General features: G+C 72.2%; 17 protein-coding genes. 12 read left to right on the forward strand and 5 right to left on the reverse strand.

From position 1 onward, the window contains the following. Window positions 1-175 precede the first annotated feature (175 nt). Together ACFWNV_RS25325 and ACFWNV_RS25330 are read left to right on the forward strand one after the other, a co-directional pair. The gene (locus ACFWNV_RS25325) at window positions 176-964 is read left to right on the forward strand and encodes an SDR family oxidoreductase (RefSeq protein WP_383951246.1); all 789 of its coding nucleotides are present in this window, start codon (window positions 176-178) and stop codon (window positions 962-964) included. A gap of 40 nt (window positions 965-1004) precedes the next feature. After that, entirely contained in the window at window positions 1005-3602 is a 2598-nt protein-coding gene (locus tag ACFWNV_RS25330) for a bifunctional FO biosynthesis protein CofGH (RefSeq protein WP_383951249.1), read from the forward strand. 93 nt (window positions 3603-3695) lie between these two features. Here the strand turns inward: ACFWNV_RS25330 and ACFWNV_RS25335 are convergent, their stop codons facing one another. Continuing rightward, a complete protein-coding gene (locus ACFWNV_RS25335; protein WP_383951252.1) occupies window positions 3696-4775 on the reverse strand; it encodes a tyrosine-protein phosphatase in 1080 nt (359 codons plus the stop codon). Window positions 4776-5132: 357 nt separating this feature from the next. Here ACFWNV_RS25335 and ACFWNV_RS25340 point away from each other — a divergent pair, with 357 nt between their 5' ends. From ACFWNV_RS25340 to ACFWNV_RS25380, 9 genes are all read left to right on the forward strand, one after another. After that, window positions 5133-6398, forward strand: a complete 1266-nt coding sequence (locus tag ACFWNV_RS25340; protein ID WP_383951254.1) for an ADP-ribosylglycohydrolase family protein — start codon at window positions 5133-5135, stop codon at window positions 6396-6398. Between the two features lie 136 nt (window positions 6399-6534). Beyond that, the gene (locus ACFWNV_RS25345) at window positions 6535-7395 is read left to right on the forward strand and encodes an LLM class F420-dependent oxidoreductase (RefSeq protein WP_383951256.1); all 861 of its coding nucleotides are present in this window, start codon (window positions 6535-6537) and stop codon (window positions 7393-7395) included. A 70-nt stretch (window positions 7396-7465) separates the two neighbouring features. Continuing rightward, the gene (locus tag ACFWNV_RS25350) at window positions 7466-7747 is read left to right on the forward strand and encodes a type II toxin-antitoxin system prevent-host-death family antitoxin (protein WP_383951259.1); all 282 of its coding nucleotides are present in this window, start codon (window positions 7466-7468) and stop codon (window positions 7745-7747) included. Between the two features lie 3 nt (window positions 7748-7750). Further along, complete coding sequence (locus tag ACFWNV_RS25355; RefSeq protein ID WP_383951261.1) at window positions 7751-8050, forward strand: type II toxin-antitoxin system RelE/ParE family toxin; 300 nt, start codon at window positions 7751-7753, stop codon at window positions 8048-8050. Window positions 8051-8096: 46 nt separating this feature from the next. Further along, window positions 8097-8627 (forward strand): GNAT family N-acetyltransferase, encoded by a 531-nt coding sequence (locus tag ACFWNV_RS25360; protein ID WP_383951263.1) that lies wholly within the window; start codon window positions 8097-8099, stop codon window positions 8625-8627. Window positions 8628-8678: 51 nt separating this feature from the next. Continuing rightward, window positions 8679-9194 (forward strand): GNAT family N-acetyltransferase, encoded by a 516-nt coding sequence (locus ACFWNV_RS25365; protein ID WP_383951266.1) that lies wholly within the window; start codon window positions 8679-8681, stop codon window positions 9192-9194. Then, complete coding sequence (locus ACFWNV_RS25370) at window positions 9181-9819, forward strand: LysE family translocator (protein WP_383951268.1); 639 nt, start codon at window positions 9181-9183, stop codon at window positions 9817-9819. Before ACFWNV_RS25365 ends, ACFWNV_RS25370 begins: the two co-directional genes overlap by 14 nt. A 38-nt stretch (window positions 9820-9857) precedes the next feature. Continuing rightward, window positions 9858-10451 carry a hypothetical protein gene (locus ACFWNV_RS25375; RefSeq protein WP_383951271.1) on the forward strand — a complete coding sequence of 198 codons (594 nt, stop codon included), beginning with the start codon at window positions 9858-9860 and terminating at the stop codon, window positions 10449-10451. A 31-nt stretch (window positions 10452-10482) separates the two neighbouring features. After that, window positions 10483-10881, forward strand: coding sequence for a VOC family protein (locus ACFWNV_RS25380; protein WP_383951274.1), 399 nt, complete (start codon window positions 10483-10485; stop codon window positions 10879-10881). 11 nt (window positions 10882-10892) lie between these two features. Here the strand turns inward: ACFWNV_RS25380 and ACFWNV_RS25385 are convergent, their stop codons facing one another. Further along, window positions 10893-11681, reverse strand: coding sequence for a DUF4239 domain-containing protein (locus ACFWNV_RS25385; protein WP_383951277.1), 789 nt, complete (start codon window positions 11679-11681; stop codon window positions 10893-10895). Window positions 11682-11724: 43 nt separating this feature from the next. After that, entirely contained in the window at window positions 11725-12090 is a 366-nt protein-coding gene (locus tag ACFWNV_RS25390) for a winged helix-turn-helix transcriptional regulator (protein ID WP_383951344.1), read from the reverse strand. A gap of 131 nt (window positions 12091-12221) precedes the next feature. On the opposite strand from ACFWNV_RS25390, the gene ACFWNV_RS25395 reads away from it, so the two are divergent. Next, entirely contained in the window at window positions 12222-12854 is a 633-nt protein-coding gene (locus ACFWNV_RS25395; RefSeq protein WP_383951280.1) for an NAD(P)-dependent oxidoreductase, read from the forward strand. 29 nt (window positions 12855-12883) lie between these two features. On the opposite strand, the gene ACFWNV_RS25400 is transcribed toward ACFWNV_RS25395, so the two are convergent. Both ACFWNV_RS25400 and ACFWNV_RS25405 read right to left on the reverse strand, forming a co-directional pair. Beyond that, on the reverse strand, window positions 12884-13180 hold the full coding sequence (locus ACFWNV_RS25400; protein WP_383951283.1) for a hypothetical protein: 297 nt from the start codon (window positions 13178-13180) through the stop codon (window positions 12884-12886). Window positions 13181-13444: 264 nt separating this feature from the next. Then, entirely contained in the window at window positions 13445-15022 is a 1578-nt protein-coding gene (locus tag ACFWNV_RS25405) for an APC family permease (protein ID WP_383951286.1), read from the reverse strand. Window positions 15023-15292: the final 270 nt, after the last annotated feature.

Here is a 15292-nt window from a genome sequence, read left to right on the forward strand (position 1 = left end):
GCCACCCCCCCACCCCCCGCCCCCCCCCACCCCCGACACCACCCCAGCCCCGCCGGCGTTTGAGGCGCCCGGGGACGCAGTCCCCGGTAACGCGCAGCCCCCCTTCCCTCCCAGCGCCCCGCGCCGTAGCCTGACGCCCCGTCAGATATCGCGCCGCGTCCAGGAGGCCCGCACCATGTCGCTGCTGCTGCAAGGCAAGACCGTCATCGTCTCCGGCGTGGGCGCCGGGCTCGGGCACCAGGTGGCCGCCACCGTCGTGCGGGACGGCGGCAACGCCGTGCTCGGGGCCCGGACCGAGGCCAACCTCGCGAAGTCCGCCGCCGAGATCGACCCCGACGGCACGCACACCGCGTACCTGCCGACCGACATCTCCGACGAGCGCCAGTGCGAGGCCCTCGCCGCCCTCGCGCAGGAGCGGTTCGGCGGGGTCGACGCCGTCGTCCACGTCGCCGCCTGGGACTCGTACTTCGGCGGCCTCCAGGACGCCGACTTCGGCACCTGGCAGCAGATCCTCGACGTGAACCTGCTCGGTACCCTGCGCATGACCCGCGCCTGCCTCCCCGCGCTCAAGGCGGCCGGCGGCTCCGTCGTCATCATCGGCACCCAGTCCGCCATCGCCTCCCCCAACGAGGTGCAGCAGGCCGCCTACGCCGCCTCCAAGGGCGCGCTGACCTCCGCCATGTACTCCATGGCCCGCGAGCTCGGCCCGCACCGCATCCGGGTGAACACCGTGCTCCCCGGCTGGATGTGGGGCCCGCCGGTTCAGGCCTTCGTCACCTTCACCGCGCACACCGAAGGCGTCCCCGAGGCCGAGGTCCATTCCCGCCTCACCGACCGCATGGCGCTGCCCGACCTGGCCACCGACGGGGACGTGGCCGACGCCGCCGCCTTCCTCGCCTCGGACCGCGCACGGGCGATAACCGGCCAGTCTCTGCTGGTCAACGCCGGGGAGCTGATGCGATGAGCCCCTCCGTGCCCGCGCGAGCGGATCGTATGCTCGGGCCATGACCACTCCGAGTGACGCTCCGACCGAGAACTCGATGCGCCGGGCGCTCCGCCGCGCCCGCGACGGCGTCGCGCTCGACGCGACCGAGGCGGCCGTACTCCTGCAGGCGCGCGGCGAGGACCTGAAGGACCTCGCCGCTTCCGCCGCCCGCGTACGGGACTCCGGACTCGAAGCCGCCGGCCGGCCCGGCGTCATCACCTACTCGCGCAAGGTGTTCATCCCCCTCACCCGGCTGTGCCGCGACAAGTGCCACTACTGCACCTTCGTCACGGTCCCCGGCAAGCTCCGCCGCGACGGCCACGGCATGTACCTGTCCCCCGACGAGGTCCTCGACATAGCCCGCAAGGGTGCGGCCATGGGCTGCAAGGAGGCCCTGTTCACGCTCGGCGACCGGCCCGAGGACCGCTGGCCCGAGGCCCGCGAGTGGCTCGACGCGCACGGTTACGACGACACCCTCGCCTACGTGCGCGCCATGGCCATCCGGGTCCTGGAGGAGACCGGTCTCCTCCCCCACCTCAACCCCGGCGTGCTGTCCTGGTCGGACCTCCAGCGCCTCAAGCCGGTGGCCCCCTCGATGGGCATGATGCTGGAGACCACCGCCACCCGGCTGTGGTCCGAGCCCGGCGGCCCCCACCACGGCTCCCCCGACAAGGACCCGGCCGTACGGCTGCGCGTCCTGGAGGACGCGGGCCGCTCCAACGTCCCCTTCACCACCGGGGTGCTGATCGGCATCGGCGAGTCCTACGAGGAGCGCGCGGACGCCTTCTTCGAGCTGCGCCGGATCCAGCGCAGCTACCACGGCATCCAGGAAGTCATCGTCCAGAACTTCCGGGCCAAGCCGGACACGGCGATGCGCGGCATGCCCGACGCCGAGTTGGAGGAGCTCGCGGCGGCCATCGCCGTGGCCCGCCACCTCCTCGGCCCGAGCGCCCGCATCCAGGCCCCGCCGAACCTGGTGGACTCCGAGTACGCGCTGCTCATCGGCGCGGGCATCGACGACTGGGGCGGGGTCTCCCCGCTCACCCCCGACCACGTGAACCCCGAGCGCCCCTGGCCGCACATCGAGGAGCTGGCCGCGCGCACCGCCGAGGCCGGCTTCGCGCTCCGCGAACGCCTCACCATCTACCCGGAGTTCCTCCAGCGCGGCGAGCCCTGGCTGGACCCGCGCCTGCTGCCCCACGTACGGGCGCTGGCCGATCCGGAGAGTGGCCTCGCGGACGAGTCCGCGACCGTCGAGGGCCGGCCGTGGCAGGAGCCGGACGAGGGCTTCGCCGCCTTCGGGCGCACCGACCTGCACGCCACCATCGACACGCAGGGCCGTACCGGCGACCGCCGGAACGACTTCGACGAGGTCTACGGCGACTGGGAGGCCCTGCGCGAGGCCGCGGCCCCCGGCATGGTCCCCGATCCCGAGCGCATCGACACGGACGTACGGGCGGCGCTCGCGCAGGCCGCCGACGACCCGACCCGGCTCACCGACGAGCAGGCGCTCGCCCTGCTGCACGCCGACGGCCCGGCGCTGGACGCCCTCTGCCGGATCGCGGACGACCTGCGCAAGTCGGTGGTGGGCGAGGACGTCACCTACATCGTCACGCGCAACATCAACTTCACCAACGTCTGCTACACCGGCTGCCGCTTCTGCGCCTTCGCGCAGCGCCGCACGGACGCGGACGCGTACACCCTCTCGCTCGACCAGGTCGCCGACCGGGCCGCGCAGGCGTGGGACGTGGGCGCGGTCGAGGTGTGCATGCAGGGCGGCATCCACCCGGACCTGCCCGGGACGGCCTACTTCGACATCGCGCGGGCGGTGAAGGAGCGCGTGCCCGGCATGCACGTGCACGCCTTCTCCCCGATGGAGGTCGTCAACGGCGCGACCCGCACGGGGATGTCGGTACGGGACTGGCTGACGGCGGCCAAGGAGGCCGGCCTCGACTCCATCCCCGGCACGGCGGCGGAGATCCTGGACGATGAGGTCCGCTGGGTCCTCACCAAGGGCAAGCTGCCGACGGCCGACTGGATCGACGTGGTCTCGACGGCGCACGAGCTCGGCATCCGCTCCTCCTCCACGATGATGTACGGCCACGTGGACCAGCCCCGCCACTGGCTGGGCCACTTCCGCACCCTGGCGCGGATGCAGCAGGAGGCAAGGGCCAAGGGGGTGGAGGGCTTCACGGAGTTCGTCACGCTGCCCTTCATCCACACCAACGCCCCCGTCTACCTGGCGGGCATCGCCCGGCCCGGTCCGACGGTGCGCGACAACCGCGCGGTGACGGCGATGGCCCGCATCCTGCTCCACCCGCACATCACCAACATCCAGACCAGCTGGGTGAAGCTGGGCTCGGAGGGCGCGGCCGAGATGCTCCGCTCGGGCGCCAACGACCTGGGCGGCACCCTGATGGAGGAGACCATCTCCCGCATGGCCGGGTCGAGTTACGGCTCGTACAAGTCCGTGCAGGACCTGATCGCCGTCGCCGAGGCGGCCGGCCGGCCCGCGAAGGCCCGTACGACCCTCTACGGCGAGGTCCCGGAGGAACGCCAGGCCGCGGCCCGCGCCTCGGACGGCCACCTGCCGGAACTGCTCCCGGTCCTGGACTGACACCGGGTACGGGACCGGGACCGGGTACCGGCGTAGAGCGCCGCTTCCCGGTCCCGTACCTGCGTTCGCGTTCGCGTCCGCGTTCGCGAGACATCAGCCGACGAGGAGGTCCTTCTTCAGCTGCTTCAGCTCGCGGCCGTCGATGCCGAGGCCGCTCCTGAGGTAGTTGTCGAAGCTGCCGAACTTCGACTCGACCTCCTCGTAACCGGCGTTGAGGTACTCGGGGCGCACGTCGAGCATCGGCTTGTAGACGGCGGCCTGGGCGGCCGGCAGGTGCGAGAGGATCGCGTCGTTGGCGGCCTTGCGGTAGTCGTTGCTGGCCAGGTAGTCGGCCATCACGGTCTCGGCCGGCACGCCGAGGGCGGTCAGCAGGGAGGCGTTCGCCCAGCCCGTACGGTCCTTGCCCGCGGTGCAGTGGAACAGGACGGAGCGGTTTCGGTCGCGCTCGATCCCTTCGAAGACCTGCGTGTAGGCCTTCTTGCCGCCCTCGCCGCTGACCATGGCCTTCTCCGCGTCGACCATGGCCTTGACGGCCTCGTCGGCGGTCGTGGGCATGGCCTGGAAGGAGCCGGAGCCGGCGAAGACGTCGGCGACGACGTAGTTCGCGCCGGCCGGGACCTTGTCCGCGTCCTTGGTGCGCTCGCTCTCCATGCGGAGGTCGAAGACCGTCTTGACGCGCAGGCGCTGGAGCTTGGCGAGGTCGTTGTCGGTGAGCTTGTTCAGGGCGTCGGAGCGGTAGATCTCGCCCATCTTGACCCACTGGCCGGTGGTGGTGCGGTAGCCGCCCGCGTCACGGAAGTTGGCGGTGCCCTCCAGCTTGATCAGCCGGTCCGCCAGGCGCAGCCCCTCGCCCCGCTCGGCCTCGAAGTCGAACCACTGCCGGTCGGCGGCCGGCAGCCCGCCGACCACGGCCTCGCCCCGGGCGCCGCCCTTGGCGACGACCTTGCCGTTCGCCTTGATCTCCACGCGCTTGGTGCCCTTGGCGTTCCACTTCAGGGTGTACGCCCCGTCGGCACCGGCCGTGACGGTGGCCTCGGTGAAGGGGATGGAGGAGTTGCCGTGGTGGCCGCCCCAGCCGAAGTCCCACCCGTGGGCGGAGGCGGCGGGGGCCGCGACGATGGCGACGGTGAACGTGGAGGCGACGACGGTCGCGGCGAGCAGTGCCTTCTTCATGCCCCGAGCCTCTTGGCCTCCGAATAACGCAACGTGAACATGGCATGGCCGAAATCGACCGGGGGTAAGTCAACTGTCAAAACGTGCCATGCGCCTGGCCGGCGGTTTGACCCGGAGAGCGGCCCCCCGTTGCCGGGCGCGGCACCGCTCGCGGGGGCCAGCCCCCGCACCCCCGCACCCCCGCTCCTCAAACGCCGGAGGGGCTGGATACACCCAGCCCCCGGGGAACGGGCGAGGGGCGGGATTCGGCCGTTCCGTGGTGTCATACGGTCCGCATGACCGACTAGTTCCGGACCCGATCGGTACTGTCCACTACAGTGCCCGCCAGAACACGCGCGGGCAGTCCGGGGGGATCGAATGGACACGGCGACGGAAACGTCCGGGGAGCAGCAGAGCGGACCCGGGGCGGCCCAGCCCCTCCAGCCCGCACCCCCACCCACCGGCGGAGCCAGCCGCGGAGCCACCAGCCTCGGCCCCGCCACGGGTCCGGCCGCCGGCGCCACCATCGGCGGCCGTGCCGCCGTCACCACCGGGCTCTGGGGCCGCACCGAGCAGCAGGACTTCCGTAGCCGCGTCAGGGGAACCCTCCTCGGCTCCGCCATCGGCGACGCCCTGGGCGCCCCCGTCGGCGCCCTCTCCCTGCCCGAGCTCCTCGAAGCCCACGGCCCGGCGGGCCTGAACGATCCGGCGCCCCGGGCCGCGGTCACCGCCGCCACGCAGCTCGGCCTGTTCACGGTGGACGGCCTGATACGGGCCCACGTACGCCGGGACACCGGAGCCTGGCACCCGCCGACCGACGTGCACCGCGCCTACCTCCGCTGGGCCCTCACCCAGAGCGACTGGGGCCCCGACGAGCGCCGCGAGGACAACGGCTGGCTCGCGCAGGAGGAGTGGCTCTACGCCCGCCGCTCCCCCGCCCGTTCCTCCTTGACCGGCTTCGCCGACGGAGTCCTCGGCACGCTCGCGCAGCCGAAGAACCCGACCGCCCTGGACCCGGCCGCGGCCACCCGTTCCGCCCCCTTCGGGCTGCTGGTCGGCTGGGAGCCGGCCCTGGTCCTCCAACTCGCCGTCGAGTGCGCCGCGCAGAGCCACGGGCACCCCACCGCGTACCTGTCGGCGGGCGCCCACGCCGTCATCGTCCACGGCCTGACCCGCGGCGAGTCCCTCGACTCCGCCGTCCAGCGCGCCCTGGGCCTGCTCGGGGTGCGCCCCGGCCACCAGCCCGTCACGGACGCCCTGCAGCGCGCGCTCGGCGCCGTCACCGCGGGCGTCCCTTCACCGCAGACGGTGGAGGGCCTGTCGCCCGGCCCCGGCCGCTCCGCCGAAGAGGTCCTGGCCGTCGCCGTGTACTGCGCCCTGGTCGCCGAGAACGTGGCGCACGGCCTGCGCCTGGCCGTGAACCACGGCGGCGACTCCGCCGCCACCGGCACCCTCTGCGGCTCCCTGCTGGGCGCCCAGCACGGCGAAACGGCCCTCCCGGCCGCCTGGCTCGCCGGCCTCGAAGGCCGCGCCACAGTACTGGAACTGGCCGACGACTTCGCCCTGGAGATGACCCAGGGCCCCGCCCTCCACGGCCCGGCGGCCACCACCACGGCCTGGCTGACCCGCTACCCGCGGGGATGACCCCGGGCGGCCGTGCCCCCGGGCGGGCGTGACCACCGCCACGGCCCCGCACGGCCATGGCCGACGCACGCCCCTGCCCTCCGCACGCGCGAAGCCGTACTTTGGCCCTCCCCACACCACGGAGGTGTCAGCGCCCATGCGGATCGCCACGACCGTCTTCCTGACCGACCGCACCATCGCTCCCGTCCCCCTGGCCCGCGCCCTGGAGGAACGCGGCTTCTCCGGCCTCTACCTCCCCGAGCACACCCACATCCCGGTCAGCCGCGTCACCCCCGCCCCCATGGGCGGTGAACTCCCCGACCGCTACGGGCGCACCCTGGACCCGTTCGTCGCCCTCGGCCAGGCCTCCGCCGTCACCGAGCGGCTCCACCTCGGCACCGGCATCACCCTCGTCGCCCAGCACGACCCCATCGACCTCGCGAAGCAGGTCGCCACGCTGGACCACCTGTCCGGCGGCCGCGTCACCCTCGGCATCGGCTACGGCTGGAACGTGGAGGAGGCCGCCGACCACGGAGTCGAGTGGCGCACCCGCCGCGAACTGGTCCGCGACCGCATGGCCCTGATGCGGGCCCTGTGGTCCCCGGACCCCACGGCGTACGTGGGCCAGTTCTCCTCCGTCCAGGCCAGCTCGGCCCACCCGAAGCCGGTGCAGACCCCGCGCGAACTCGCCCCGGGCGTCCCCCTGTACGGCCCGCGCACCCTCATCGGCGGCCAGGCCGGCCCGAAGCTCTTCGCCGCCATCGCCGACCACAGCGACGGCTGGCTCCCGATCGGCGGCGGCGGCCTCACGGAGTCCCTCCCCGCCCTGCGCCAGGTCTGGGAGGCCGCGGGCCGCGACCCCAAGTCCCTCCAGGTGGTCCCGTACGCCGTCCAGCCCACCCCCGGGAAGATGTCCCACTACGCCGAGCTGGGCATCGAGGAGGTCGTCCTCCAGCTCCCCTCGGAGGGCGAGGCGGAGATCCTGCGGATCCTGGACGAGTTCGGGCAGTACGTGTGAGGCGTGTGAGACGTGCGAGGCGCGCGACAGCCCCACGGGCACATTCCTGTGCATTCGGTACATTCGCTGCATGAGTGAGCCTGTGATCCGGTCCATGGCAGACGTCCACGGCCACCTGGAGGACGCCGTGGACCGCGCGTACCGCGAAGGCGTCCCCACGGTCATCACGCGCGGCGGCCGGCAGGAAGCCGCCGTGATCGGCATCGAGGACTACCGGCTCCTCCGCCGGCTCGCGGATGAGGCCGAGGACGCCTGGCTGAACGGACTGGCCGACGAGGCCGAACGGGCCGGGGCCGCAGGGTCCGTCACCCTTGAGGACATGGCCGCCGTCCTGCGCCACGAGGAGTCCTGACCCATGCCCCACACCACCCACGCCACCCACGTCACCCGCCTCACCCGGCACGCACAGCGCGACCTGCTCACGGTCCCCCGCCCCGACGCCCTGCGCATCCTGCACGGGCTGGCCGAGTTCCAGAAGGCCCTCGCGGCGGGGGACACCACGCACTTCGACACCCGGGCCCTGCACGGGCACCCGTCGCGCCGGCGGCTCGCCCTCGGCGACCACCGCGCGGTCTACACGCTCGAAGACGGCCGGCTCGTCGTCTGGGCGCTCGCCGACGCCCGGCGCCACCGCGGGGCGCACCGGGCGCCGTGATCCCTAATCGGTTGTCGGCGCCGGGCCGGTCGGATAGGAAGTTCGGATGCTAAAAGGCAACACGGTGGGGCTCAGGGCCCGACACGAGGACGACCTTCCGATCCTGCACGCCGGTCTGCACGACGACGTGGTCACTGCTTCGAGGGCCACGGGGCACCCGTGGCGCCCGCTCATGGCCGGCTCGAAGGCCCTGTCGTTCACGGTGGACGACAGCGATCAGGGGCACGTTCCGTTCTCCGTGGTGGATCTGGAGAGCGGTGCGCTGGTCGGTACCGCGACCCTGTGGGGCATCGACAACCACAGCCGGTCCGCGCACGTCGGGCTCGGTCTGCTGCCGGACGCACGGGGCAAGGGGTACAGCACCGACGTGGTCGCGGTGCTGTGCCACTACGGGTTCGTCGTACGGGGCCTGCACCGGCTGCAGATCGAGACGCTGGCGGACAACGCCCCGATGCTCCGGGCCGCGGAGCGCAACGGCTTCGTCCGCGAGGGCGTGCTGCGCTCCTCGGCGTGGGTGATGGGCGAGTTCCTGGACGAGGTCCTGCTCGGCCTCCTGGGTCGGGACTGGAGGCCCTGAGGCAGGCCCCCGGACCAGGGCTGAAAGAATCCGCCCATGGAAACCGGGGGCATGGAAACCGCTACGGCCTGGGCGCTGCGTCCCGCGACGACGGCGGACGTCGAGATGATCGCGGAGCTGCGCGCCACGGTCATGCGCGGGGACCTGGAACGTCTCGGACGCTACGACGAGCACCGGGTGCGACAGCGGCTGCGGGACTCCTTCTCCCCCCGGCACACCTCGGTCGTCGTGATCGGCGGTGAACCCGCGGGGAGCGTCACCGTCCGCCCGTCCGAAGGCAGGCAGTGGCTGGAGCACTTCTACCTCGCACCGCACCTCCAGGGCCGCGGCCTCGGATCCGCCGTGCTGCGCGCGGTGCTGGACCGGACGGACGCCCGGGGCGCGACCGTCGCCCTGAACGTCCTGCAGGGCAGCGCCGCCCGCCGCCTCTACGAACGCCACGGGTTCACCGTGGAGGCCGAGGACCCGGTCGACGTCTTCATGGTGCGTCCCCCGGGACCGCCCGCCCGAAAATCCCTTCCCCTCCCCCCGCCCGTCCGGAACGATGAACCGCATGGTGTCCACTGACCGGCTGCCGGCCTTCGCGGCCATGTCGTTGCTCTTGATCCTCATACCGGGGCCGAGCGTGCTCTTCGTCATCGGGCGGGCGCTCTCCCAGGGGTGGCGGGCCGCGCTGATCACCGTGGCCGGGAACACGCTGGGTGCGTACGTGCTGGTCGTCGCCGTGGCCTTCGGGGTGGGTTCCGTCGTGGAGCGGTCCGTGCTCGTGTTCACGGCGCTCAAGCTCGCGGGGGCCGCGTACCTCGTCTACCTGGGGGTCAAGGCCTTCCGGCAGCGGCGTTCGCTCCGTGCGGAGTTCGGGGCGGGCGCAGCCGGGTACGGGAGCCTGCGGACGCTGTGGGAGGGGTTCGCCGTCGGGGTGGCCAATCCCAAGACGATCGTGTTCTTCGCGGCCGTGCTGCCGCAGTTCGTGGACCGCGACCAGGGGCACGTCACGACCCAAATGCTCATGCTGGGGCTCGTGTTCAACCTCATCGCCGTAGTCTGCGACAGTGCCTGGGGCATGGTCGCCGCCACCGCCCGGAGCTGGTTCTCGCGGTCTCCGCAGCGGCTCTCCGCCGTCGGCGGGGCCGGCGGGCTCGCGATGATCGGGCTGGGTGTGACCGTCGCCGCGACCGGGCGCAAGGACTGATCCGAAGCACGGCCCGAAGACTTCCCCAGGGGGGAACCATGCGCGTCCGCTTACCGCTCGCATCGACCGCCACCGCCGCCGTCACCACCCTCACGGTCCTCGGGGCCGCCCTGCTCACCGGGTGTGCGGGGGAGCCCGAGATCGCCCCGCCGAAGACGAACGTGAGCTTCAAGCCCGCACCGACCGCCGTCGCCCCGACTCCGAGCAGCACCGGGCCGGTGGACCCGGGCCCGGCCGTGATCCGGTGGTACGGCACCGGTGGCGAGAAGCTGCTCCACGAGCTGATCTTCGCGGCGCGGGGCGCCCAGGCCGAGCACAACGCGGACAAGATCGTCATCGACCTGGGGCCCCTGTCGTCCCGGCTGGAGGAGGCACGGGGCTACACCGTCGCCTACATCCCCGACCAGAAGACCCAGGAGACCTGGACCAAGGCCCGCGAGCGCCTCGCCTCCGGCATGGCCACGGTGCTGAACTCGTCGAGCCTCGGCGTATCGCCGACGAACAGGGACAAGGCCGCCGAGGCCTCGGACATCGGCTGGGCCGAGATCGGCGAGGGGATCCAGGGACTCAAGGAGACCGACGACCGGCTCCGCGCGCTGGGCTGCATGCCGACCAAGGACCCGTGGAAGTAGCGGAGTTCGTCCGCCCCGTACCCTCTCTCCCATGATCGACTCCCGCGCGCACGTCCGGATCGCCCGGCCCTCCTTCGACCTCGCCGCCGCCGAGCGGTTCTACGTGGGAGGGCTCGGGCTCGCCGTGCAGTGGCGCTCCACCGAACGGGTCTCCGGAGAGCACGACCTGCTGATGGTCGGGCCCCTCGGGGGCGGCTGGCACTTCGAGCTGACCCGTGACCCCGAGAACCCGGTGACCCCCTCCCCCACCCCCGAGGACCTCTTCGTCGTCTACCTCGGCGCGACCCCCGACGAGGCCCTGGTGGCCCGGCTCGTGGAGCACGGGGGGACCCGTACGCCCGCCCACAACCCGTACTGGGACACCTACGGGGTCACCGTCACCGACCCCGACGGCTACCAGCTCGTCCTGTCCTCCCGCACCTGGGGCTGAAGCGGCGGGCCCTACCGCCAGAACTGCGCCAGTGCCGCGTCCTTGAACGGCGCCGGGGTGACGCTCAGTTCCCCGGCGAAGGGCCGGTCGAGGGCCATCACCAGCAGCAGGCTGAAGCCGATCAGCCCGGCCACCGCGGACACGAACAGCAGCTGCATCTTCAGGCTCCGCAGCCCGAACAGGAAGGTGAGCGGAAGGATCACCAACGCGCCGCCGTAGACCAGTACTTGGAGCAGCGGCGGCAGTGAGGTCTCGGCCATCGTCACGCGCGCCCGGCGCTGCGCGGCCACGTCGTTGAGGCGGCCGACGGCCTCCCCGTAGAAGGTCTCGCTCCGGGGGCCGGCGGGCTCGTAGGCCTGGAGGGCCGTGTACAGGGCGTGCGTCTGGTCGGCGGTGGCCTCGTAGCTGGGGCGGCCCTCGCGCATGAGGGGCCACTGGATCTCGACGACGGCGTGGATGTAGTCCCCCACCGCCCGGTCCACGCGGGCGCGTTCGGCCGGCGGGAAGACCTCGGCGCTGCGGACGACCAGGGCCAGGTCGGTGGCCTCGGTCGCGACGATGGTCTGGGTGTTCTCCAGTTGCGTCCACAGGGTGACGACGACGAAGGCGAGGATGATCCCGTAGATCGCGCCGAACATCCCGAGGGCCACCCCGACCATCTCGTTGTGGTCCCCGGCCGCGAGGTGCGGGAATCGGCGGCGCGCGGCCACGCTGCCGCCGATGGCGAGGGTGACGAAACCGCCGACGAGCAGGACTCCGAGGAAGAACGTGCTGAGGTGATTGAGCAACCAGAGGATCATGTCCTGCCCAACGACCACCCCGTCGGGAGGGCCCGCCCAGAAATCAGCGCGAGCCGCTCCCGCCGGGCAGGCGCGCGGTTCCCGCCTCCTGGGCGTCGAGCAGTTCCTCCCAGTGCTCCCGCGTCCACGCGCACGCCGTGTCCAGGGGGCCCAGCAGCCCCCGGCCGAGCGGGGTGAGGGCGTACTCGACCCGGCGGGCCGGGGTCTCGTACTGCGTGCGCGTCACGAAGCCGTCGCGCTCCAGCCCGCGCAGGGACTGGGTGAGGGACTTGGCGGTGATCTCGCGCAGCGGGACCTTGAGCTCCGAGAAGCGGCGGGGGCCGTCCTGGAGGCAGCGCAGGATCAGCGTCGCCCACTTGTCGCCGATCCGGAACGGCACCAGGGAGGAGGGGCAGACGGGGTCGAACATCTCCGGATCGAGGGGCGGAAGCGAGGACGACGGCTTCGACGACTGCTTCGACGGCAACGGCTGCTCGGTCACGATCCACACGGTAGGCCGGTATCCGATCGGTAACCACCCCTCCCCCTAGGGTCCGTGCCATGACGAACCAGGGGAACAACGAGCAGACCCGCACCCGGATCAGGATCATCGTCTTCGGCGCCGGTGGCCGCGTCGGCCGGGCCGTCGTCGCAGAGGCGCGGGCGCGGGGGCACGAGGTCACCGCGGCCGGGCGGGGGGACGGGGACGTCACCTCGGCGGCGGACGTGGCGCGGCTCGCCGCCGGGCACGACGCGGCGGTGGCGGCGGTGTACGAGACGGGGGCCGCCCCGGGGGAGTTCTTCCCGGCGGCCGCCCGCGCGCTGGCGGCGGGGCTGGGCGGGGCCGGGGTGGGGCGGCTGGTGTCCGTCGGACTGGCGTCCGTACTGCCCACGCGCTCGGGGGCCCTGCTGATGGACACCCCGGGCTACCCGCAGGAGCGGCGGGAGTTCTACGTCGGCCACGGCGCCGGCACCGAAGCCCTGCGGGCGGCCGCCCCGGCGGGCCTGGACTGGGCGGTACTGAGCCCCTCCGGCGACTTCACCCCCGGGGAGGCGCCCGGGGGCGGGGGCTATGCCTTCGCCCCCGCCGACGCCGGGGCCCGCATCCCGCACGCGGACTTCGCCCGGGCCGTCCTGGACGAGCTGCTGACCCCGACCGTGCACCGCACGCACGCCGGGGTGACGGAAGCCTGACCGCCACCCCCGCCGGCCCCCGCCGAACCTCAGCCGCGCACCTTCGGCGGCTTCGGCAGCCCGGCGGACAGTGCGGTCCCGGCTCCGCCGAGGGAGGCGTCGGTGGCCTTCGAGGCGGATCCGGCGGCCGAGGCGGTGATCTCCACGGCCGTCTTGGCGTCCTTGACGGCGCCCCCGGGGTGGTCGACGATCTCGCCGACGCGCTGGGTGATCGGGGGCCCCTGGATGGCGGGCTCGTCGGCGGCGTGCGCGACGGCGGGACTGAGGGCGAGGGCCGCTCCCCCGGTCAGGACGAGGGCGGCAAGGCTGCGCTTGATGGCGTTCATGCCCGTCCCAACGACCCCGTGCGGCTACGGGTCACCGGTCTTCCCCCAGCCGATCCGCGAACCGGGTCGGCCACGCCTTGCCGAGCCCGGCCAGGACGTCTCGATACGTCAAGGGCGGCTTGATACGTCAAGGGCGGCTTCCTCTTTCCCGCCGCCAACCTGACCAGGGGCACGCGAACGCCCGCGGCCCCCGAACGGAGGTGCGATCCGGGGCCGCGGGCCTGCATGACACAGCGGGGGTGGTGGGGGCGCGGGGCCCCGGGGTCAGTCCTGGACCACCAGCGACGGGGTGGACTTCGTGAGGACCTCGCCGCGGAAGAAGGCGGGGCTGCGGCGTTCGGTGACGAACATGACGACCAGGCCGAGGGCCAGCAGGCCGACGCCGATGATGAAGACGCTGCCGACGCCGAGGACCGTGGAACCGGAGCCGTACGACGGGTTCCACATGTCGATCAGGGTCTTGAAGAAGACGGTCGCCAGGAGCAGGCCGCCCATGACCGGGAAGACGCCCTTGAAGAACAGGTCGCGGGTGGACTTGCGCAGGTCGCCGCGGAAGTACCAGGCGCAGGCGAAGGCCGTCAGCGAGTAGTAGAAGCAGATCATCAGGCCGAGCGCGAAGATCGTGTCGGTGAGGACGTTCTCGCTGATCAGGGTCATCACGGTGTAGAAGACGCCGGTGGCGACGCCCGCCATGATCGTGGCGCGGCCGGGGGTCTTGAACTTCGGGTGGACCTTGGCGTAGGAGGGCGGCAGCGCCTCGTACGTGGACATGGCCAGGACCGTGCGGGCCACCGGGATGAAGGTGGTCTGCAGGGAGGCCGTCGCGGAGGCCAGGACGGCCACGAGGAGCAGGACGCCGAGCACCCAGGGGCCCATGACCGGGCCGGCGAGGGCGGCGAAGACGTTGTCGGAGGTCTCCGGGTTGCCGAGGCCGAGGCCGGCGGTGCCGGAGCCGACGGCCATCTGGGCGGCGATGCCGGTGGCCAGGTACGAGCCGACGAGGACGACCATCGCGATGAGCGAGGCGCGGCCCGGGGTCTTGGCGGAGCCGGTGGTCTCCTCGTTGGTGGCCAGGCAGGCGTCCCAGCCCCAGTACATGAAGATCGAGAGCGAGAGTCCGGCGGTGAAGGCCGCCATGGACTCGACCGCGAAGGGGTTCATCCACTGCCAGGAGAAGTCCAGGCCGGTGTCGAAGGTGCCCGCGGAGGCCTTCTGGAAGGCCATCGCCACGAAGATGGCGAGGACGGCGAGCTGGAGGCCGACCAGCGCGTACTGGACGCCCTTGGTGGCCGTCATGCCGCGGTAGCTGATGGCGGTCGCGACGGCGATGAGGGTGAGGCAGGTCGCGATGTGGACGAGCTTGTTGTCGTCCAGGGCGGCGACCGACGGGCTGCTCGTGATCTCGCCGGCCAGCAGCCAGAAGTAGGAGGTGGCGACGCCGGCCAGGTTGGAGAGCACGATGATCGTGGCGATCACCAGGCCCCAGCCGCACATCCAGCCGATCCGCGGGCCGAAGGCCTTCACGGTCCAGGTGAAGGAGGTGCCGCAGTCCGGCATGGCCTTGTTGAGCTCGCGGTACGCGAAGGCGACCAGCAGCATCGGCAGGAATCCGGCCAGGAAGACGGCCGGCATCTGCACGCCGACCTCTCCGGCGGTGGAGCCGAGGGTCGAGGTCAGGCAGTAGACCGGGGCGACGGTCGAGATGCCGATGACGGCGCTTCCGACGAGGCCTACGGAGCCCTTCCCTAGGCCCTTGCCGCGCACATCACCATCGGAGCCACCCCGGGGGGTGGCTCCGCCTACCGTGTCTCCGGCCTGGGGCCGAACGTCCAGCTGTGTCATACGTCAGGACGTTAGACGGTGCGTTTTCCACATCTGGAGGACTTAAGTCCGGATCGGAATCGACCCAAGGCCCTTTGAATCTCGAGATCGATAGAGTTCACGGGCACGTAATACAAGGTTTACTCAGGCATCCATCCACGGATCACCAGGTCCCGGACATTGCGTTCCGGTATGCGGAAACCGCAGGAGTGACCCTTTTACACCCTTTCAAACTTTCCCGTGTGACCGCGGTCACCACCCCTGGGCGGTTTGCCGTGCACATGATCATCG

The organism is Streptomyces sp. NPDC058401, assembly GCF_042722885.1.
GTDB lineage: Bacteria > Actinomycetota > Actinomycetes > Streptomycetales > Streptomycetaceae > Streptomyces.